Origin of the sequence: Bradyrhizobium sp. 170, from assembly GCF_023101085.1 — a bacterium.
GTDB lineage: Bacteria > Pseudomonadota > Alphaproteobacteria > Rhizobiales > Xanthobacteraceae > Bradyrhizobium.
Genome location: NZ_CP064703.1, coordinates 1,412,401 through 1,432,311 on the forward strand (window position 1 = coordinate 1,412,401; position 19,911 = coordinate 1,432,311).

The following is a 19,911-nucleotide window of genomic DNA, read 5'->3' on the forward strand; positions in this document are numbered from 1 at the left end:
TGCTGCCAGTTGTGGCCAGGAGCATCGAGGATCCTTCGGTGAGAGGCCTGTCGATCGCCAAATACGCTCAAAACTCGGCAAAATCTTGCGGTGGAACCAGTCGCAGGAATTGGCTGTCGATGGCGAAATGTCGCGTTCAGCCGATCTCGATCGCCACCTTCCCGAAATGCGCGCCGCTCTCCATATGGGCAAACGCCTGTTTCACCTGGTCGAACGAAAAGGTCTTGTCGACCACGGGCTTCATCCGGTGAACCGCGATGGCATTCGCCATCGCCTGGAGGTCCTCAATTGATCCGACGGTGACGCCCTGCAGCCGCTGCTGCTGCATCACCATCAATGGGAGCCGCGAGTCGGACGGCGGCGGGCCGGCGAGCACGCCGATGAACGCGATCGTGCCGCCGATCCTGGTCGCCCTGATCGATTCGTTCAGCGTGCCGACCCCGCCCACCTCGACGACCAGGTCGACGCCCTGGCCGCTCCACTCGCGGGCTTTCTTTCCCCAGTCGGGTGTCGCCTTGTAGTTCAACGTGAAGTCGGCGCCGAGATGCTTGAGACGTTTGATCTTCGCATCGCTCGACGAGGTCGCCATGACGCGCGCGCCGCACATTTTGGCAAACTGAAGTGCGAAGAGAGATACCCCGCCGGTACCCTGCGTCAGAACGGTCTGGCCGGGCTTCACGCCGCCGAGCTTGACGACCGCGCTCCAGGCCGTGAGCCCGGCGCAGGGTAGCGTGGCGGCTTCGACGTCACTGAGGTGCTCCGGCGTCCTGACCAGCGCGTGCTTTGGAAAGATCCGATATTCCGTCAGGACGCCGTCCACCGAGCCGCCGAGGTTTGCGCGCATCTTTGCTTCGCTGGGCTCGCCACCGATCCAGCTTTCGAAGAAACTGCCGACGACGCGGTCGCCGGCTGCGAATTCCCGCACGCCCGGGCCGACCCGCTCGATCACGCCCGCACCGTCCGAAACCGGCACAAGCGGAAATTTCTGACGCGAGCCGTAACCGCCCTTGACGGTGAGAAGATCGCGATAGTTCAGCGTTGCCGCCTTGAGCCGAACCAGCACCTCGCCCTCGCCGGGCTCCGGCACGGGCTTGTCGACGAGGGCAAGTCCATCGATTCCGCTCGGTCCCTGTAGCTCGTAGCACTTCAATGGAGTTCTCCTTCGGCGCAGTCGGCTAAGCGCAATATAGCCGCAAATGTTCCGGTTCCGCCAAGCCTATGGATCAGAATCGCGCGGCCATTTCGGCCAGCCGCCGATGTGCGCCTTCGCGTGCGGTGCGGATCGGTTCGAGCGGCCCGGTGGTCGGTCCGATCGGCACGAAACGGACGTCGGTTACGCCGATGAAGCGCAGCGCCTCGCGCAGATAGGGGGTCGCCATGTCGATGCGGCCGCGATTCATGCCGGTGATGAAGTCGCTGCCGCTTGCCAGGATCACGATCGTCGGCCGGTCCTTAAACAGCGGCAGATAGCCTTGCGCCGGATCGTAGCGGAACGCCAGCCCGGGTTGCGTGATGACGTCGATCCATTGTTTCAGCTTGTAGGGAATGCCAAAATTCCACATCGGCGTCGAAATCAGCACGCGGTCGGCGAGCGCGAAGCGGAGCGCGATGCGCTCGGTGACCGCAAACGCATCGCGCTGCGAATCCGTGAACGGCCGCCCGCCGATGCGGGCATATTTCGCCTCCAGGACATAACCCTCGAATTCCGGCAGGTGATCCCGCCACAGGTTCATCACGTCGATGTCCCAGTCCGGCCCTGCCTGGCGGAAGCGGTCAATGAAGACCTTTGCGCCGGCGGAGGATTCCGAGTCTGCGCGCGGCGAGCAGCTCAGGTGAAAGAGTTTTGGCATGGCCGCACTCTGTTCATCCCAATCCTCTGATGACCGCATCGGCGTTGGTGACGACGGCGACGTTCTGCATCGCAAAGTTGATCGAGGCGTTGTGCCAATCCGCGTTCATGGTCGAGCAGCAGTCTTCAGGGACGATCATGAAGTAGCCCTTGTCGGCGCCGGTGCGGGCGGTGTGCTCGATCGACATGTTGGTCCAGGCGCCGGTGTTGATGATCATGTCGCGGCCGGTCGCCTTGAGGATGGTCTCCAGCCGCGTGCCTTCCCAGGCACTCATGCGCATTTTCTCGACGATGAAATCGCCGGCGCGCGGCTCCAGCCCCGGAACCGGCGCTGCGCCCCAGCTGCCGCGCACCATCGCGCCGCTATCGACCAGTCCCTCGAACAGCGGCGCGTTGAGCGTGACGCCGGGCGCGCCCGGCTCGACGATGAACCAGACGTGGATGATGACGACGCCGCGCGCCCGCGCCGCTTCGGCGAGGCGGCGGACATTGTCGACCACCCGCTGCTGGCGCGCGTGCGCAGGCGAGCCGGAATCGGCAAACGCGCCACCTTCCATGATGACGTCGTTCTGCAAATCCTGAATGATCATCGCGCAGCGCCGGGGATCGAGCTGCATGTCGCCGCTGGCCAATTGAGCTGCGGCGGGCGGGGAGGAGGCTGCATCGGGACCGGTCGAGGCGCGGCCGCTCATATAGGGTTCGTGGCGCGGCCCGGCCTTGACCGGGATCGCGTAGACCGAATGCGTCGCGGCCAAATAGAGCGTGCGAAAATCAGCGCCGCCCCAGGCGAGATTGGCGACGAGTTCGGGCACGCGGACCTTGCCGAGCAACTCGCCGGCGGACGAATAGACCCAGACGCCGCCGGGTGCCGTGACCCAGACATTGCCGCGCTGGTCGCACTTCATGCCGTCGGGCAGGCCGGGTTCGAGCTCCGAGCGAATGCTGCTGGCGAAGATTCGCGCATTGGCGAGCGAGCCGTCGGCCTCGACGTCGAAGACGCGGATCAACGCCTGTGTGGTGTCGTTGACATAAAGCAGGCGCTCGTCGGGCGAGAAGCAGAGCCCGTTCGGCTGGTCGAACAGATGGCGGTCGACCACGAGTTTTGGCGGACCGCCGCCGGGCGGGACCCGATAGACGCCCTGGAAGCCGAGCTGGCGCGGTCGCTCGACGCCATAGACCGGCATGCGGCCATACCAGGGATCGCTGAAATAGATGGCGCCGCTCGAATGCACACAGACATCGTTCGGGCTGTTGAGCTCCTGATTCTCGAAATGCGAGGCGATCACCTCGCGCCTTCCGTCGGGGCGCTCGCGGATCAATGACGAGGTGGCATGCTCGCAGACGATCAAATTGAGCTCGGCGTCATAGGTCATGCCGTTGCATTTGTTCGACGGGCGCTTGACCTCGACCACGCCGCGCTTGGCGTCCCACCGCCGCCGCACATCGCCGGGCATATCCGAGAACAGCAGATAGTGATGGACCGGATGCCAGATCGGGCCTTCCGTGAAGTCAAAGCCCGTCCCGACCTGGCCGACGGGCGCGTAGGGGTCGATCAGGGTTTCGAATTCCGGGCGCAGCGTGACATGCGTCATCGGTCCGTCCTTTCAGCGCTCAGGCCGGGAACCAGTTGCGCTGCGGCAGGCTCTGAACCACCGGGCCGGGCACCTGGTCGTGCAGCCGGCCGACCACCACGCCGCCTTCGATCTTGGCCGGTCGGTCGTGGACCGGAAGCAAATAGCGCGAGTTGCTCAGGAGTTTTTTGATCGCCGCCTTCTCCGCACGCTTGCTGGTGCCGTGATTGCCGGTCGTGCGCGGCTCGGCATCGTGGATCTCGTTGAAGGGGGTGACGATCTGATCGTTGAAATCGTAGATCACGTCGCCGCAGATGGTGGCGATACCGTCAGCGGTATGAACGTGGATGTTCATCGAGCCTTCGGTGTGGGCGTTGGCGGCGTCGCAATAGACGCCCGGCATCAGTTCGATCGGACCGGTCACTTCAAGATCGAGGAAGCGCAGCGCGCTTTTGGTGTGCAGGCGGTCGATCAGGTGCTTGATATCGGGCGCCGGATATTGCGGATGCATCAATCCGGAGACGGAATATTCCAGCTCCTTGCGGTTGAGCACGACCGTCGTGTTCATCGGAAACAGATCGTCCTTGCCGGCGTGGTCGATGTGCAAATGGGTGTGGCAGACGTAGCGGACGTCGCCCATGCGCACGCCGTGGCGCGCGAGCTGGTTCTCGATCATGTTCTCGTGGAACTGAAGCCCGCGCATGCCGAGCGTTTCCATGATCTGGTTGGAGCGATAGCCGGTATCGACCACCACCGGATAGGGACCGCCGACGATCAAAAAGCCGAGCGTCAGGACACGGCGGGTCCGGCCGCAATCACGGCCGAGCACGAGAAAGCTCGATTCCAGTTCGATATCCCCATAGTCCAAAATCTTGATTTCAAGCGGCATTTGTCTCTCTCCCCGAATCCTCTTATTCGTTTATGTTCCCAGCCGATAAACGCGCAGGGCCGTTGTTCTCAAGACGGCATCGCGCTGCTCCGCGCGAAGATGCGCTGTCGCGGCGAGATAGGCGTCCACCAGTTCGCGATAGCTGGTCCAAAGTTTCTCGATCGGAAAATTGGAGCCGAACAGACATCGCTCGGCGCCGAACATCGCCACCGTCTCGGTGAGGACATCGAATACATGCGCCGGATCATTGTGGTGAATGAATGTGCCGAGGCCGGAAAGTTTTGAGACGATATTCGGACAGGCGGCGAGCCGCGTCATGCCACCGCGCCAGGCGGCTCGGCCCTGTGGCGAGAGGTCTTCCAGCATGCCGGCATGCTGCAGGATGAAGGTCACGTCAGGACAGGCTTGCGCGAGCTCGGCGGCATCCGCCATCTGCGGCGCGAATACCTGCAGGTCGAAGCTGAAACCATACTCGGCGAGCCGCGCGATGTTGCGCCGGATCTTAGGGTCGGCGCAGAGGTCCGGACGCGCGGCAAATCGATAGAGCGGGTTGTCGTGCCAGTGCAGTTGCATGCGCACGCCGCGCACCAGCGGATAGCGCGCGAGACGATCGAGCTGTGGGCGGACGTCATCGACGTTGAAATCAGCGTAGGAGACGATGGCGTGCGGCCAGCCGTGGTCCTTCGCGGTTTGCTGCACCCAGGCGGTTTCGTCCTCGAAGCGACCATTGGCCCAGTTGGTCTGTACATAGACCGAGCGCGTCACGCCGGAGCCGGCGAGATCATCGAGATATTCCTGAATCGGATAGTCGCGCCGGATCGGCTCGTAGGGGCCGAAGATGCGCGGCTGCATCGGGCCGCTCAGCCAGGGCAGGTCGGCCTGACGCCAGATATGGTGATGGGCATCGACGAGTTCGGTCACGCGGCCTTCCTTTGTCCGAGCGAGAGCACATGCGAAACGATGGCGGCGGTGGACCCGCCGTCGACCAGATCATCCACGAAGCGCCGGATCGCGATCAGCGCTTCAGTCTGCGGCTGAAAACCGGGACCGGCGGCGAGCGGCGTCAGCCAGCTCAGGCGCCAGGCGCGTCGCGACAACTTTGCGACGGCATCGCGCAACGCAGATGGATCGCCGCGCTCAAGGCCGTCGGAGACGATGAAGACGGCGGCGCCGCGCGCATAGCTGCCGAATCTTGGCACCGCCAGGAACGCCTGCAGCGCGTCGCCGATGCGGGTGCCGCCGTCCCAATCGCTGACCAGATGTGCGGCCGCCGACAGCGCCTGCTCGCGGCGCTTGAGACGGAGCGCACGGGTGACGCGGGTGAGGCGGGTGCCGAAGGTGAACACTTCGACATTGGGAGCTGCGTGCGACAGCGCATGCGCGAGCTTCATATTGTCGTCGGTACGCCCCTTCATCGAGCCAGAGACGTCGATCAGCAACAACACCTTGCGCGGCCGGGCACGACGCTTCAGCCGTCCGAGCCGCAGCACCTCGCCGTCATTGCGCACGCTCTCGCGCAGGGTGCGGCGCAGATCGGCCCAAGGGCCGCGGCGGGCGCGCATCCGGCGATGGCCGCGCCGCCGCGGCAGCCGCGCGGGGGCCTCTCGTGACAGCTTTCGCAAGGCGTCACCGGTTTGGCTCGGCGCGAAGCGGCGTTCGACCAGCGCCTCGGCGCGGGCCGCGGCAAGTCCGGACTCATTGGCTTCGTCGGCCAGCAGCGTTTCGTCCTCGCCGCGTCCTTCCTCCTGCAGGCGAACCACTTCCTCATCTTCTGCGCCTGCGCGATCCACCGCTTCGCTGCCGAGGAAATGAATGTCGAACAGGCGGTCGTAGGTCGCGCGCCGCTCGGGCGGCGGGGCGAGTGTTGCCAAGCCGGCCTGCCGAATGGCGTCGAGGCTGCGCGGGCCCAGCAGCTCTATCGCCGCGAGGAATGCCGTTGTCTGTTCCGGTGCCACGGCAAAACCGTTGACGCGCAGCAGCGCGACAAAGGATACGAACACGCGCGCCGCGTGAGGTAGCTGAAGTTCGTCGATCACGCGGCAGCCTCCGCAATGAGGGCATCGAGCCGGCCGGAGATGAAGGTGAGATCCTCCTCGTCCTTCAGCGCAACGCCTATCGAGCGCTTGAAGGCATCGGGCCAGCGCGCGCCGCGCTCGTGCAATAGCGTGGCCGCTTCCGCCCAGTCCACCGCCTCGGCGATGCCCGGCGCCTTGCTCAGCGGTTCGCGCCGCAGCCGGCCGACGGCGGCGACCACGGCGCGCGCGGTTGCTTCGGCGACGCTCGACGCCCGCATCATCACGATGCGCGCCTCGCGCTCGGCCGTCGGATAGTCGATCCAGTGATAGACACAGCGGCGGCGCAACGCCTCGTGCAGGTCGCGGGTGCGGTTCGACGTCAGTACGACGACGGGGCGTTCCGCCGCGCGGACCGTGCCGCGCTCGGGGATCGAAATCTGGAAGTCGGAGAGGAATTCGAGCAGGAACGCCTCGAACTCCTGGTCGGCGCGATCGATTTCATCGATCAGCAGCACGGTGGAGTCGGGCGCACGCAGCGACGCGAGCATCGGCCGTTCGATCAGAAAAGTCTCGCCATAGATGTCGATGCTCTCTTCGCCCGCCTGCCGGATGGCGAGCATCTGGCGCGGATAGTTCCACTCATAGAGCGCGGCTGATGCGTCGATGCCCTCATAGCATTGCAGGCGGATCAGGCGGCGGCCGAGCACGGCAGCGATGGCTTTTGCGGCTTCGGTCTTGCCGACCCCCGGCGCACCTTCCAAGAGCAGCGGCTTTCCGAGCGCCAGCCCAAGATAGGCTGCCGTCGCGAGGCCGTCGTCGGCAAGGTAATAGGCCGTGCGCAACGCCCGTTCGAGCGCCTCGGGGCTGTCGATGCCGACGATGTTGCCGCGAACCGCCATGTTCTGCCTCAGCGCCTCGCCTGCGGCCGCGCGCCGCCCTGCGCCTTGATCGCCCGCAGGACTTTTTCCGGCGTGATCGGCAATTCATCCATCCGCACGCCGACGGCGTTGAAGATGGCGTTGGCCACCGCGGGCAGCACGGGATTGGCGCACATTTCTCCGGGCCCCTTGGCGCCGAACGGTCCGTCGGCTGCGGGGCGCTCCAGCACGGCGATATCATGCGGGCAGATGTCGCCGGGGCCGGGCATCAGATATTCGACGAAGTCGCGCGGGCCATGCGCCGGGTCGGGATAATAGGGCTCGGGCGTTTCAAACAGCGCGTGACTGATCCCCATCCACGCGCCGCCGACGAGCTGCTGCTCCACCAGGCGCGGATTGAGCGCGCGGCCCAGTTCATAGGCACTGTCCATCCGCACCATCGCGACCTCGCCAGTCTCGTCATCGACCTCGACCTCGGCGACCAGGCAGGCATGCGCGTAGCAGGTGGCGGGCGACATCTCGCCGGTCTCGGGATTGACCTCGGAGAGCGGCACCAGAAAGATGCCGCGCCCCGATATCGTCTTGCCCTGCTTGAACTGCGCAGCGATGGCGACGTCCTTGGTGGAGATTGAGCGGTGCGGCGCGCCCTTGACGTGGATGTTGCCGCGCCCGTCGGTATCGAGGTCGGCGGCGTTGACTTCCAGTTCCTCGGCGGCGGCTTCCATCATGACGCCGCGCGCCTCTTTGGCCGCCGCCATGACGGCGTTGCCGACGCGATGGGTGCCGCGCGAGGCGAACGAGCCCATGCAATGCGGACCCGTGTCGGAATCCGCGGTGTCGACATAGACGTCTTCGACCGGCACGCCGAGCGTCTCCGCGCAGATCTGCCGCGTCACCGATTTCATGCCCTGGCCGAGATCGATCGATGACAGCGACACCGTGAACTTGCCGCTGGGGTTGGAATGAACCAGCGCCTGGCTGGGATCGCCGCCGAGATTCATGCCGATGGGATAGTTGATTGAGGCGATGCCGCGTCCGCGATGCCTGGCCATGGTCAGCGCCTCCTGGTGCCGAAGACGGAAGAGAAACGGGCGGCGCCATGCGATGGCGATGGAGTTTGCGGCCTCGGAGGAGGAGGCGCCGGCGCGGGCGCCGGCGGCTGGGTGGTTGCAGCCGGCGCACGATCGTAGGTGGTTCGCTGCTGCGACGCCGCGGCGCGCTGCGGAACAGGTTCAAGCGGCGTCGGCGAAATCGCCGCCCGATTGCCGCCGCCATCCTTTCGCGATGACATGCGCCTGGCCTCTTCGCGTAGCGGCCACTTGGCCTTTTCAGCGGCGACCTGGACGCATTCGATCAGCGCGGTGTTTTTCGCCTCGCGCCGGTGCGCCTTCATGTCGCCGTCGCGATAGGCGTTGAGGATCCGAAACTCCATCGGGTCGATGCCGACGAGATGGGCGAGCTTGTCCATCTGGCATTCGAGCGCAAAGTCCATCGCCGTGACGCCGAAGCCGCGCATCGCGGTCGCCGGAGTACGGTTGGTGAACACGCAGTAGATGTCGCCGGAGACGTTGGGGATCGTATAGGGGCCGGGCAGGTGAGCCGCGCATTTGACCACGGCGTAGCTGGAAAGCCGGGTATAGGCGCCGCTGTCGAAATAGGCGCGGATCTTGCGAGCGACGATGCGGCCGTCGCGCATCACGCCGTCCTTGATGTAGATGCGCTCGGCGCCGCGCGGCGAACCGAACTGCATCTCCTCTTCGCGGCCGAGCTGATAGCGCACCGGACGCCCGGTCAGCATGGCGCCGAGAATCGCGAGCGGTTCGGTGAGCGTGTCCACCTTGCCGCCAAAGCCGCCGCCGACGGTCCCGCCGATGAAGTGGAAGGTGTTGGAGGGGACGTCGAGGATTTTTGCGCAGGTGTCGAGCGAGAAGAACAGCGCCTGCGTCGAGGTGTAGACGACATAGCGTCCGTTGGTGTCGGGGGCGGCGATCGAGCCATTGGTTTCGGTCGGCGCGTGCTCGATCGGCGACATCTGGTAGCGCTGTTCGAGGACATGATCGGCCTCGGCGAACCCGCGCTCGACATCGCCGAAGCGCAGCTTTTGATGGTCGTAGACGTCGTGATAAATGAAGGTGTTCTTGGGGTAGGTCTCGTTGACGACCGGCGCGCCTGGCTTCAGCGCGTCCTCGACGTCGAACACCGCGGGCAGCGGCTCGTAGTCGACCCGCACTTTTGCGAGCGCTTCGAAGGCTTCTCTTGGGCTGTCGGCGACGACAGCGACGATCGGTTCGCCCTTGTAGCGGACCTTGTCGACCGCCAGCGAAGGCTCGTCGTCCTTGCCGAAGTTGATCAGGCTGAGCAGGGTGTTGAGATTGACCGGCACGTCGGCGCCGCGGATGATGCGCCGCACGCCGGGCGCGCGTTCCGCTTCCATCGTATCGATGCGGCGCAGGCGGGCGTGGGCGTGCGGGCTGCGCAGTACCTTGAGATGGAGCATGCCCTGCAGCTTGTGATCGTCAAAGTAGGTCGAGGTGCCCGTGACATGGCCGAGCATGTCCTGGCGCTGCGTGCCCTTTCCGATCTCTTTCAAATTATCGTCGCGCTCGTCGGCGAAGATGTCCTTGCGCAATTCCAGCATGGTCGTTCCCTTCAGGCGCGGGCGCGTCCGCTCGTGGCGGCGGCGAGGACGGCGTTGATGATCGGCTCGTAGCCGGTGCAGCGGCAGATGTTGCCCGAGATCGCCTCGACGACCTCGGCGCGGGTCGGCGAGGGGTTGCGATCGAGCAGCGCCTTCGCCGCCATCAGCATGCCCGGCGTGCAGTAGCCGCACTGGGCCGCGAATTGCTCCATGAAGGCGCGCTGCAGCGGATGCAGATTGGGTCCGTCCTTCATCCCGTCGAGCGTCTCGATCGAGCGGCCGTTCACGGTTTCCGCCAGCGTCAGGCAGGAGAGATGGAGTTCGCCGTCGATCAGCACGCTGCAGGCGCCGCAGCCGCCCTGGCCGCAGCCGAACTTCGGCGTCATGTCGCCGATCGATTCGCGCAGCGCAACCAGCAGATTGACGCCGCCGTCGACGAACAAAGCGACGTCGCGGCCGTTGTGACGAAACTGGAGCGGGGTCTTGGTCATGAATGCTTACTCCAGGCCTGACAGCAGGCGGCGAAGATGGACGCCGACGATCTCGCGGCGATACCAGGCGCTGCCAAGGGCGTTGTCGGCCGGCGATACGCCCTCCGTTGCGGCCGCAGCCGCGGCGCTGATCGCCGCGTCGTCCAGCGAGCGGCCCTCCAGCGCGCGCTCGGCGGCCCTTGCGCGAAGCTGCGTCGCGGCCATCGAGCCGAGTGCGATGCGCGCCCCCGATATGCGGCCACCGCTCGAAGGCAGATGCGCGGCCAGCGTAATCACCGAGCCCCCCTTGGGCTTTATGCGGGCGATCTTGCGATAGCGGAAGGCGTCGGCGCTTGCGGGTCGCGCACAGGAGACCGCCAGCACCAGCGCGCCGCTCTGGCGTTCGCGAGATTGCAAAAATTCCTCGATTGCCATGTTGCGTGCGCCGAGGCCGCCCTGGACAGAGACGGTCGCGTCGAGCGCCAGCAGCGCGACGGTGAAATCGCCGTAGGGGCTGGGTGCAAACAGATTACCTCCCACCGTGCCCATGTTGCGCACCGCCGGTCCGCCGATCGAGCGGGCGGGTGCGTGCAGAAAGGCAAGATCGCGCTCGGCCAGAATTTTTGCAAATGTGACGCCGGCGCCGATCGTGATGCGTGAACTCGCGATATCGATGCGGGACAGCGCCTGGTCGGTCGCGTGCACGACGGTCGAGATCGAGACATCGCCTTCGTTGAGCGCGCGCATCACAAGCGTGCCGCCGCCGAGATAGCGCGCGCCGCGGTCGGACGACAGCGCCGACGCCGCTTCGCCAAAACTCGCGAATGTCTTCACCGTGACGGGCATGGTTTTGCCTCCGCGTTCATGCGGCCTCCCTCAGGTGCCGGCGAATGGCTTCGAAGCCGGCTTGATAGATCTGTTCGGCGACCATCTGCGTCAGCCGTTCGGCATCCGCGGGCCGCGTGGTGAAGCGGGATTCCCAATGCCAGAAGGTGCGGTCGCCGTCGGTGACCGGCAGCAACCGGACATGGGCCACATAGTTGAACATAGGGATCGGCGTATCGAGCAGGCAATAGCTGAAGGTCTGTTCGAGGTCCGACAGCGCGAGCAGTTGCTCGCGCAGCTCCGAGCCGTCTTGCAGCTTGAAGCGTCTGATACAGCCGATCTTGTCGGGGGCCTGCGCCCGCTCGATGGTGCTGGTCGCGACCGCCGGGTGCCAGCGGTCGTGGCCGTTGAAATCGCGCAGCACATTCCAGACCGCGCCGGTCGGCGCGTTGAGGATGGTGCTTTTGACGATATGCGGCACGCTAGCCTCCGAAGGCGCGCTTGAGCGCGTCGAAGCCGCCCTGAAACACGCCAGTTCCGATATTGTTGACGAGTTCGTTTTCCCGCTCGGGTGCGCAGTCGAACTCGGCGGTCCATTCGAGAAAGGTCTGGTCGCCGTCGGTCACCGGTGTCAGCCGCAGGGTCGCGACGTAGTTCTCCACTCCCATCGGCGACTCCAGGATCGAATAGGTGCAGAACATCTCGTAGTCGGAGAGGCCGAGCAGCTTTTCGCGGATGCGGTCGCCGTTGCGCAGGCGAAAGTCGCGCACGCATCCGATCTTGTCCGCGGGCTCACCGCCCTCGATGCGGCTCTCCGCGATGGCAGGATGCCAGTTCGGCATTCCGTTGAAGTCGCGCACGCGCGCCCAGACGCGGTCGTTGCGGGCGTTGACGACGGTGGAGACGTAGACCCGGGCCATGGCGTGCTCTTAACCTTTCTTGCGCGGTCCGCGTTCGGCGGCGGGCGCGCTGGGGGTGTCGGGGGCAGGCGGCGCGTCGGGTTTGCCTGGACCGACCTTGCGGGCTTCCGCTTCCTTGATGCCCTGCATGTCGCGCGCCTCGCGGATCAGGCCGGGCATCTTGGAAAGGCTGCCGCCCTCGACGCCGATATCGGCGAGGATCGAGTCGATCAGCGGCGCCTGCACCCGGTAGCGCAGCGCCGAGTCGATCACCTCGTCGGTGGCGCTGCGGCCGCCATTGCCACCGCCGCCGCCGTTGAGGCCGTCGACCTGAAGGATGCGGATGCCCTCGATCTTCTCCATCGGCTTGACGCTCTCGCGCACGATGCCCTCGATGCGGTCGAGCAGCTTGCGGCGGAACAGCGAGTAGCGCGCCTGGTCGGTAAGCACGTTCTCGGCTTCGTTGAGCAGCCGCTGCGCCTCGGCTTCGACGGCGGCGCGGACGCGCTCGGCATCGGCCCCGATCTTCGTTTCCTCGGCTCGCTTCTCCGCCAGCAGCACCTCGATGGTCTTCTGGCGCCTGGCGATTTCGCTGTCGCGGGCGGTGACGACGCGCTCGGCCGCTTCGGTCGCCCCCACGCGCGCATCCTCGGCCGCCACCTTGGCGGCCGATTCCTCGAGAGACTTCTGATAGAGGGCGATGGCCTTGTCCATCAGCGCCGTTTCGACGTCCTTCTCGCGATTGACTTCGAGCTTGCGCAGATCGCGCTCGCGGCCGATCCGCGCTTCGTCGAGGCCGCGGTCGGAGGCGATGCGCGCCCGCTCGACTTCCTCGCGGGAGGCGATCTCGGCTTCCTGCAGCGCCTGGACGCGGGCGACTTCAAGCTGCTCGATCGCACGCCGGCGGGCGAGCCGTACCGTCTCGAGCGCCTGTTCGCGGGAGACATCTGACGTCTCGACTTCCTTGCGCGCGATGATCTCGGCCTGCTTGACCAGGCGATCGGCATCGATGCGCTCGGACCGCTTGGCGGCGAGCGCGATGACACGCTCCTCATCGGCGATCTCGACCGCCTTCTTCTGGTCGATGTTGAGCACCTCGCGGGTCTTCGACGAGGCGATGCGCTCGGCTTCCAGCGCCAGATCGACCTCGACACGCCGCCGTTCGATCGCATCGCGGCGCTTGAGTTCGGCGGCCTCGATCGATTCAGTGCGATCGATCTCGAGCCCCCGGGTTTCCTTCTCCGCCCGGATACGCTGGGCGGCGATCACCTTCTCCTGGGCGATGCGCGCGGCCTCAATCGCTTCGCGCGCGGCGATGTCGGCTTCCTCGATGGCGCGGTTGCGCGCGATTTCGAGCGAGCGAACGCGCTCTTCCTGGGCGATGCGGGAGGATTCGGTCGCCTCGCGCGCGGTGATCCCTGCGACTTCGAGCGCCTGGTTGCGCTCGATTTCCAGCTTGCGCGTAGCGTGCTCGGCGCCGATCCGCTCGGCTGCGAGCGTCCGCTCCCGCGCAATCCTTGCTGCTTCCACCGCCTTTTGCGCCTCGATCTCCGCTTCCTGAATAGTGCGGACCTGCGCGATCTCCAGCGAGCGGGTGCGCTCGTCGGAGGCGATACGTTCGAGGTTGACGATCGTGGTCTGGGCGATGCGAGCCTTTTCGGTCGCCTCGCGCGCCGCGATCTCGGCTTCCTCGACCGCGCGGGTCCGTTCGATCTCCCGCCTGCGGGTTTCTTCCTCGTTGGCGATCCGCGCGTCCGTGATCGAGCGATCCTGCTGGATGCGCGCCTTCTCGACCGCTTCGCGGGCCGTGATCTCGGCTTCCTCGACCGACCGCGTGCGCTCGATGTCGCGTTGGCGAACTTCGCGCTCTGAGGCGATGCGGGCGGTATCGACCGCGCGCTGATTGGCGATCTTGGCCTTTTCGATATCCTCGCGCGCCAGCAATTCCTTTTCCTCGACCGCGCGCGTGCGCTCGATCTCGCGGTGACGGGTCTCGCGTTCAGAGGAGATGCGGGCTTCGGCGATCGACTGTTCGTTGGCGATGCGCGCCTTCTCAATTGTCTCGCGGGCGGAAATCTGAGCCTGCTCGGCCTCGGTCTCGCGCAACGCGCGTTCGCGCGCCACCTCGGTGCGCTGCAGCGCCCGGCGCATCTCGATGTCACGTTCCTGTTCAAGGCGGGCGGTCTCGCTCTCGCGCTCGATCTCCAGCGCCTGGCGCTCGGCATCGAGGTTGCGGGTGCGGATCCTGATCATCGAATCCTGTTCGATGTCGTTGCGCAGCTTGCGCTTGGCCTCGATGTCTTCCATCAGGCGGGTCAGGCCCTCGGCGTCGAACCGGTTCGACGGATTGAAATACTCCAGGTCGGTCTGATCAAGATCGGTGATGGCGACAGATTCCAGCTCAAGCCCGTTCTGGGCAAGCGCCTCGGCGGCGGCGGCCTTGAGCCGCGTTACGTATTCGCCGCGCTGCTCGTGCATCTGCTCCATGGTCATTTCGGCGGCGACCGACCGGATGGCGGAGACGAACTTGCCGGAGAGCAGGGCGTGCAACTGCTCGGGTTCGAGCGTGCGCCGGCCGAGCGTGGCGGCGGCGATGGCGACTGCCTCGCGCGTCGCCTGAACGCGGACGTAAAAATCGGCCTCGATGTCGATACGCATGCGGTCGCGGGTGATCACCGCGTCATGCTTGGCCCGCACGATGCCCATCGGCAGCACGTTCATGTTGACGGGCGTGTAGTCGTGAATGAACGGCAGCACGAAGGCGCCGCCGTTGATCACGACGCGTTCGCCGAGCAGACCGGTTCGCACAAAGGACACTTCCTTCGACGAACGGTGGTAGAGCCAGTTCACGATGTAGACGACGATAGCGATCACGACGATCGCAACGATCAGCCAGAGGATCAATTCGCCAACCAGAGTCCCCGACATCTTTTCCTCCCTTTGCTCCCGGCGTTACCGCGCGCCGATCGCCTTGAATTTACGTACCTGTTCCGTGAGCGCCCGCTCCACAGGCAGGCGCTCCATCGAGGAGGCGCCGTAGAAGCCGTGGCACTTGCGCGTGTGTTTCATGATGAAGTCGGCATCATCAGGCTCGGCGATCGGACCGCCATGGGCCAGCACCAGTATGTCCGGATTGACGCTGAGCGCCGCTTCTGCCCAGGTGTCGATCTGTTCCGGGCAGTCTTCGAGTTTTAATGCGGTGTGCGCGCCGATCGCGCCGCCGGTGGTCAGGCCGAGATGGCAGACGATGATGTCGGCGCCGGCAATCGCCATCGCCGTCGCCTGGCTTTCGCTGAACACATAGGGCGTCGTCAGCATGTCCTTGTCCCGCGCCTTGGCGATCATGTCGATCTCCAGCGCGTAGGACATTCCGGTTTCCTCGAGATTGGCGCGGAACACTCCGTCGATCAGTCCGACCGTCGGAAAGTTCTGCACGCCGGCAAAACCCAGCGCCTTCAACTGGTCGAGGAAAAGGTCCATGTCGCGGAACGGGTCGGTGCCGTTGACGCCGGCCAGCACCGGAGTCCTGGTCACCACCGGCAGCACTTCGCCGGCCATTTCCACGACGATGGCGTTGGCATCGCCATACGGCATCATTCCGGCAAGCGAGCCGCGCCCGGCCATGCGATAGCGGCCGGAATTATAGATGACGATCAGGTCGACGCCGCCGGCTTCCTCGCATTTGGCGGACAATCCAGTACCGGCGCCGCCGCCGACGATCGGCTCGCCCCTGGCGGCCATGGTGCGAAACTTCTTCAGGATGGCTGAACGTTCGAACTTCGCCATGGTCACCTCGCGACTTTCCGACGGGTCCCCGGGCGTCCGACCAGAGGGCGGAGCGCGTTGACGATGGCGGATGCAAATTCGGGTTCGTTGATGTGGCGCTTGACGCGGATGAGCTGGCGATTGCTGGTCTGGCGCACGCTGCAATCCAGCGCGGTAAACAGCGCGGCGTCCGCTTCCGGATCCCAGAACGGCTGGCCGGGCGCGTCGAGCGCGGAGACGCCGCCTTCCGGCAGGAAGAAGCGCAGCGGCCCATCCATCCGGTTGAGCTTGTCGCCGATCCAGCGCCCGATGCGCTCGTTCTCCTCCGGCGTGGTGCGCATCAGGGTCACCTGCGGATTGTGAACGTGGAATTTGCGCTGGCGATAGCGCTCAGGGATCGTGTCGGGCGCGCCGAAGTTGACCATGTCCAGCGCGCCGGCGGAGCCGATGAAGGGCAGGCGGCTGCGGATGATCGCGCCGAAGCGATCATCGGTCGCCGGAAACACGCCGCCCATCAGGAGATCGCAGACTTCCGTCGTCGTGAGATCGATAACGGCCGCCAGCATTCCGGAATCGACCAGCTTTTCCATCGAGCGGCCGCCGACGCCGGTGGCGTGAAAAACCAGACATTCGAAATCGTTGCGCAGCTCGGCCGCGATCTTCTGCACGGCCGGGGTCGTCACGCCGAACATGGTAATGCCGACCGCCGGCAAATCGGCTGGCACGTTGCGTTCGGGTCTGGCCTGATTGTCCAGGCGCGCTTTCACCATGCCGGCGATGGCGTTGGCGCCGTTGGCGAGCACGGCGCGCGAGATCGAGTTGAGGCCCTGCACATCGGTGACCGAATACATCATCGTGATATCGGCAGGCCCGACATAGGGGCCGACATCTCCCGACGCGACGGAAGAGATGATGAGCTTTGGTACGCCGACGGGGAGGGTGCGCATGGCGGGCGCGACCAGCGAAGCACCGCCGGAGCCGCCCGCCGAAATGATGCCTGCGACATTGCCCTGGCGGCGCAGCCAGTTGGCGAAGGCGTCCGCCATCGCCGTCACCGACGCGCCGCGGTCGGACCCGAACACAACAGATCCGCCGCGGCCGTGGTTCAGCGCGATTTCCTGGGCGGAGACGTCGCAGGTGGAGAGCTTGCCGCTGGTTGAGACGTCGACCAGGCGCGTCCGCAAGCCCTGTCCGGCGATCACGTCGCGAATGAAACGCAATTCCTCGCCCTTGGTATCGAGCGTGCCGGCGACGAGGACGACGGGTGGCCCCGATGCGCTTGGTACGGCCGCGCCGGGCTGGCGCTTTTGCCGGGCAGCGTCTTCGATACGCGTAACGCCCGTCGAAAGCGTCCGTGCTGCGGCCTCGATGCGCGAAATTGGTACCGGCTGCGACCAGCGCGTCGGCAGCGTGGGATTGGAGATGTAGATCCGGACTGGCGCCGTGCTCGGCGCGCGGAGCGGCGCGGGACGCGCCTCGGCGCCTGCGCTTGCATCGGTGGCTTCGATATCCGTTTCGGGCCCGGCGTGGACGCCAACGACTCCAACACCAAGCAGACGTTGTTGCAGTTCCCGGTCGGCCGCCAGGCGCGCGGAGTCGATGATGCGATTGACGCGGCCATTGACCATGATCGCGACATTCTTCGAGATCGCGGTGGCGACGCCGATATTTTGCTCGATCACGAGTACCGACATATCGCCATCTTCGCCGAGACTTACCAGCATTTCCTCGACCTGGGCGACGATGACAGGCGCAAGGCCTTCGGTCGGCTCGTCCATGATGAGCAGATGCGGGTTGGTCAGAAGTGCGCGCGAGATCGCCAGCATCTGCTGTTCGCCGCCCGAGAGCTGGCCGCCGCCATGGTCCTTGCGTTCGGCAAGGCGCGGAAACGTCTCGTAGATGCGATCGATGGTCCAGGCGCCGCGGCGCATGCTGGCGGCCAGCCGCAAATGCTCGTCGACGCTGAGCGAGCGCCACAGCCGTCTGCCTTGCGGAACATAGCCGACGCCGAGCCGCGCGATCCGCGCCGGGCTTAAGCGGGTGATTTCCTCGCCGCGAACGCGGACTGAACCGCCGCTCGCCCGCAACAGACCCATGATGGTCTTGCACAGCGTGGTCTTGCCCATGCCGTTGCGGCCGACCACCGAGAACACGCCTGAGTCCAAGGTCAGGTCGACGCCCTGCAGGGCATGGGAATGGCCGTAATAGACGTCGAGGCCTCGGACTTCGAGGGCGGGTGCGGCGCGGCGGACCTCACTCATGGCCGGCCCCCAGATACAATTCCTGGACCTCGGGATCGGCTTCGATCTCGTGCGGCAGGCCTTCCTTGAAGACGCGGCCGTTGTGCATCATCGTGACGCTTTCGACGACACGAAGCGCGACATCCATGTCGTGCTCGATGATGATGTAACCGATATGGGCGGGCAGCGACGTCAGGATCTCGATCAGTTCGCGCCGCTCGGTGGGGGAGAGGCCCGCAGCCGGTTCGTCGAACAGGATGAAGCGCGGGGCGCCGGCGAGCGCGAGCGCGATCTCGAGCTGTCGCTGCTGGCCATGCGCGAGTTCCGCGACCAGTTGTTCCCTGACCGGTGTCAGATGTACCGCCTGGATCAGCGCCTCAGCCGCATGCATGAGGGCGTCGTTCGCGCCCGGACGCAGCGGAGAAAATCGACCGCGGGATACGCCGCGGCAGGCGAGGTAGACATTGTCCCTCACCGTCAGGCCGGGGAACAGCGCCGAGATCTGGTAGGTGCGGCGCAGGCCGCGCCTGATACGCTCATAGGGCGGGAAATGGGTGATGTCCTCGCCGAAGAAGCGGATGGTGCCGGATGACGGCGGAAAGTCGCCGGTCACGCAATTGAACAGCGTGGTCTTGCCGGCGCCGTTGGAGCCGAGCACGGCGCGGCGTTCCCCCGGGCGAACCGTGATGGTGACGTCAGTCAGCGCCGCGAGCGCGCCGAACAGCCGTGTCACGCCGCGCAGCTCCAGCGCGGCGCCGGAACCGACCGCTGAAAAGCGTGGCGCGGCGTTATCCATGGCCGTGGCCTCCGCCCGCACGTTTTTCTGGAGCGGTCGCGCGGCGGCGCCATCGCTCCCAGAGCCCGATCACGCCGTCTGATGACCAGAACACGATGGCGAGGAATCCGAGGCCGATCAGAAGGCGGAAGCGATTGCCGTCGAGCCCGAACTTGACCAGCAGATCGAGCGCGAAGGTGCGCAGGATGACGAAGATGAAGGCGCCGATGAACGGACCAACGGGACGGGTGATACCGCCGACCACGGCGATGATCAGGATATCGATACAGGCTCCGACGCTAACCGAGCCGGGTGATATCTGCCGGTAGTTCCAGACCTGCAGCACGCCACCGAGCGCGGCGATAAAGGATGCGAAGGCGTAGGCCGCCACGCGGTGCGCGTTGACATTGAAACCGAGCGCCGCCATGCGGCGGGGATTGTCGCGCACGCCCTGCAGCGCGAGGCCGAACGGGGCGCGCGAGACATATTGAACGGCGAAATAGCAGAACGCCGCGACGCCCAGCGTGACGTAATAATAGGGGACGTCGGAACGCCAGTCGACGCCCCAGAATTTCGGCGTGGCGATGGTGTTGATACCGGTGTGGCCGCCGAAGATCGCCCAGTTCTGATTGGTGAAATAGTAGAAGGCGGCACCGATCGCGAGCGTGATCATGATGGTGTAGATGCCCTCGGTGCGCACCGCGAGTGTGCCGCCGAGCGTGCCGAAGATGGTCGCGAGCACCAGCGCCATCGGCGTGGCAAGCCACCACGGCCAGCCCAGGCTGATATTGGTGTTGGCGCTCATGCCGAACACCGCAACCATGTAAGCGGCAAAGCCCGCGATGGTGAGCTGCATCAGGCTGACCATGCCGCCATAGCCCGCCAGGAACATCAGGCTGAGCGCGATGGTCCCCAGGATCAGCGTCGTGGCGAAGATCTCGATCAGGAAGAAGCCGCTGGCAATGAACGGCATGATCAGGAGGATCGCCGCCACCAGCCAGACGGCCGGCTGGTTGAACTCCGGCCACGCCAGCAACGCCGCCCGCGCTGATGCCGGCCGACTGGTCTCTTGTTGCGCGCCCTGGACCAACGACATG

18 protein-coding genes are annotated in these 19,911 nt (G+C 65.5%); all 18 read right to left on the reverse strand.

All coding sequences use genetic code 11. From position 1 onward, the window contains the following. Positions 1 to 136 precede the first annotated feature (136 nt). The 18 genes from IVB05_RS06790 to IVB05_RS06875 all read right to left on the reverse strand — a co-directional run bounded on the left by IVB05_RS06790 (position 137) and on the right by IVB05_RS06875 (position 19,910). Positions 137 to 1,150, reverse strand: coding sequence for an NAD(P)-dependent alcohol dehydrogenase (locus IVB05_RS06790; RefSeq protein WP_247783642.1), 1,014 nt, complete (start codon positions 1,148 to 1,150; stop codon positions 137 to 139). Positions 1,151 to 1,223: 73 nt separating this feature from the next. Next, positions 1,224 to 1,850, reverse strand: a complete 627-nt coding sequence (locus IVB05_RS06795; protein ID WP_247783643.1) for an NAD(P)H-dependent oxidoreductase — start codon at positions 1,848 to 1,850, stop codon at positions 1,224 to 1,226. A gap of 13 nt (positions 1,851 to 1,863) precedes the next feature. Further along, entirely contained in the window at positions 1,864 to 3,441 is a 1,578-nt protein-coding gene (locus IVB05_RS06800; protein ID WP_247783644.1) for an isochorismatase family protein, read from the reverse strand. A gap of 19 nt (positions 3,442 to 3,460) precedes the next feature. After that, positions 3,461 to 4,309 carry an MBL fold metallo-hydrolase gene (locus tag IVB05_RS06805; protein ID WP_247783645.1) on the reverse strand — a complete coding sequence of 283 codons (849 nt, stop codon included), beginning with the start codon at positions 4,307 to 4,309 and terminating at the stop codon, positions 3,461 to 3,463. 30 nt (positions 4,310 to 4,339) lie between these two features. Next, complete coding sequence (locus tag IVB05_RS06810; RefSeq protein WP_247783646.1) at positions 4,340 to 5,230, reverse strand: amidohydrolase family protein; 891 nt, start codon at positions 5,228 to 5,230, stop codon at positions 4,340 to 4,342. Further along, on the reverse strand, positions 5,227 to 6,345 hold the full coding sequence (locus IVB05_RS06815) for a VWA domain-containing protein (protein ID WP_247783647.1): 1,119 nt from the start codon (positions 6,343 to 6,345) through the stop codon (positions 5,227 to 5,229). Before IVB05_RS06815 ends, IVB05_RS06810 begins: the two co-directional genes overlap by 4 nt. Next, positions 6,342 to 7,223: a MoxR family ATPase gene (locus tag IVB05_RS06820; protein ID WP_247783648.1), complete on the reverse strand. Its 882-nt coding sequence runs from the start codon at positions 7,221 to 7,223 to the stop codon at positions 6,342 to 6,344. Before IVB05_RS06820 ends, IVB05_RS06815 begins: the two co-directional genes overlap by 4 nt. Before the next feature lie 8 nt (positions 7,224 to 7,231). Then, positions 7,232 to 8,254 carry a molybdopterin cofactor-binding domain-containing protein gene (locus IVB05_RS06825; RefSeq protein ID WP_247783649.1) on the reverse strand — a complete coding sequence of 341 codons (1,023 nt, stop codon included), beginning with the start codon at positions 8,252 to 8,254 and terminating at the stop codon, positions 7,232 to 7,234. Between the two features lie 2 nt (positions 8,255 to 8,256). After that, positions 8,257 to 9,840, reverse strand: a complete 1,584-nt coding sequence (locus IVB05_RS06830) for a xanthine dehydrogenase family protein molybdopterin-binding subunit (protein WP_247783650.1) — start codon at positions 9,838 to 9,840, stop codon at positions 8,257 to 8,259. An 11-nt stretch (positions 9,841 to 9,851) separates the two neighbouring features. Beyond that, positions 9,852 to 10,331 (reverse strand): (2Fe-2S)-binding protein, encoded by a 480-nt coding sequence (locus IVB05_RS06835; protein ID WP_247783651.1) that lies wholly within the window; start codon positions 10,329 to 10,331, stop codon positions 9,852 to 9,854. A gap of 6 nt (positions 10,332 to 10,337) precedes the next feature. After that, a complete protein-coding gene (locus IVB05_RS06840) occupies positions 10,338 to 11,156 on the reverse strand; it encodes an FAD binding domain-containing protein (protein WP_247783652.1) in 819 nt (272 codons plus the stop codon). Between the two features lie 16 nt (positions 11,157 to 11,172). After that, a complete protein-coding gene (locus tag IVB05_RS06845) occupies positions 11,173 to 11,616 on the reverse strand; it encodes an SRPBCC family protein (protein ID WP_247783653.1) in 444 nt (147 codons plus the stop codon). Position 11,617: 1 nt separating this feature from the next. Continuing rightward, a complete protein-coding gene (locus tag IVB05_RS06850; protein ID WP_247783654.1) occupies positions 11,618 to 12,055 on the reverse strand; it encodes an SRPBCC family protein in 438 nt (145 codons plus the stop codon). A gap of 9 nt (positions 12,056 to 12,064) precedes the next feature. Then, a complete protein-coding gene (locus IVB05_RS06855; RefSeq protein ID WP_247783655.1) occupies positions 12,065 to 14,962 on the reverse strand; it encodes a flotillin family protein in 2,898 nt (965 codons plus the stop codon). Positions 14,963 to 14,986: 24 nt separating this feature from the next. Then, complete coding sequence (locus IVB05_RS06860; RefSeq protein WP_247783656.1) at positions 14,987 to 15,820, reverse strand: phosphoenolpyruvate hydrolase family protein; 834 nt, start codon at positions 15,818 to 15,820, stop codon at positions 14,987 to 14,989. 2 nt (positions 15,821 to 15,822) lie between these two features. Continuing rightward, complete coding sequence (locus tag IVB05_RS06865; protein WP_247783657.1) at positions 15,823 to 18,060, reverse strand: ABC transporter permease; 2,238 nt, start codon at positions 18,058 to 18,060, stop codon at positions 15,823 to 15,825. After that, positions 18,053 to 18,835 (reverse strand): ABC transporter ATP-binding protein, encoded by a 783-nt coding sequence (locus tag IVB05_RS06870; protein ID WP_247783658.1) that lies wholly within the window; start codon positions 18,833 to 18,835, stop codon positions 18,053 to 18,055. Before IVB05_RS06870 ends, IVB05_RS06865 begins: the two co-directional genes overlap by 8 nt. After that, entirely contained in the window at positions 18,828 to 19,910 is a 1,083-nt protein-coding gene (locus IVB05_RS06875) for a branched-chain amino acid ABC transporter permease (protein ID WP_247783659.1), read from the reverse strand. Before IVB05_RS06875 ends, IVB05_RS06870 begins: the two co-directional genes overlap by 8 nt. Position 19,911 lies beyond the last annotated feature (1 nt).

Bases quoted from the DNA above. Each gene is read 5' to 3' on its own strand.
- IVB05_RS06875 (WP_247783659.1), bottom strand. From the start codon at position 19,910: ATGTCGTTGGTCCAGGGCGCGCAACAAGAGACCAGTCGGCCGGCATCA.
- IVB05_RS06820 (WP_247783648.1), bottom strand. From the start codon at position 7,223: ATGGCGGTTCGCGGCAACATCGTCGGCATCGACAGCCCCGAGGCGCTC.
- IVB05_RS06855 (WP_247783655.1), bottom strand. From the start codon at position 14,962: ATGTCGGGGACTCTGGTTGGCGAATTGATCCTCTGGCTGATCGTTGCG.
- IVB05_RS06830 (WP_247783650.1), bottom strand. From the start codon at position 9,840: ATGCTGGAATTGCGCAAGGACATCTTCGCCGACGAGCGCGACGATAAT.
- IVB05_RS06860 (WP_247783656.1), bottom strand. From the start codon at position 15,820: ATGGCGAAGTTCGAACGTTCAGCCATCCTGAAGAAGTTTCGCACCATG.
- IVB05_RS06800 (WP_247783644.1), bottom strand. From the start codon at position 3,441: ATGACGCATGTCACGCTGCGCCCGGAATTCGAAACCCTGATCGACCCC.
- IVB05_RS06825 (WP_247783649.1), bottom strand. From the start codon at position 8,254: ATGGCCAGGCATCGCGGACGCGGCATCGCCTCAATCAACTATCCCATC.
- IVB05_RS06840 (WP_247783652.1), bottom strand. From the start codon at position 11,156: ATGCCCGTCACGGTGAAGACATTCGCGAGTTTTGGCGAAGCGGCGTCG.
- IVB05_RS06835 (WP_247783651.1), bottom strand. From the start codon at position 10,331: ATGACCAAGACCCCGCTCCAGTTTCGTCACAACGGCCGCGACGTCGCT.
- IVB05_RS06795 (WP_247783643.1), bottom strand. From the start codon at position 1,850: ATGCCAAAACTCTTTCACCTGAGCTGCTCGCCGCGCGCAGACTCGGAA.
- IVB05_RS06805 (WP_247783645.1), bottom strand. From the start codon at position 4,309: ATGCCGCTTGAAATCAAGATTTTGGACTATGGGGATATCGAACTGGAA.
- IVB05_RS06870 (WP_247783658.1), bottom strand. From the start codon at position 18,835: ATGGATAACGCCGCGCCACGCTTTTCAGCGGTCGGTTCCGGCGCCGCG.
- IVB05_RS06865 (WP_247783657.1), bottom strand. From the start codon at position 18,060: ATGAGTGAGGTCCGCCGCGCCGCACCCGCCCTCGAAGTCCGAGGCCTC.
- IVB05_RS06850 (WP_247783654.1), bottom strand. From the start codon at position 12,055: ATGGCCCGGGTCTACGTCTCCACCGTCGTCAACGCCCGCAACGACCGC.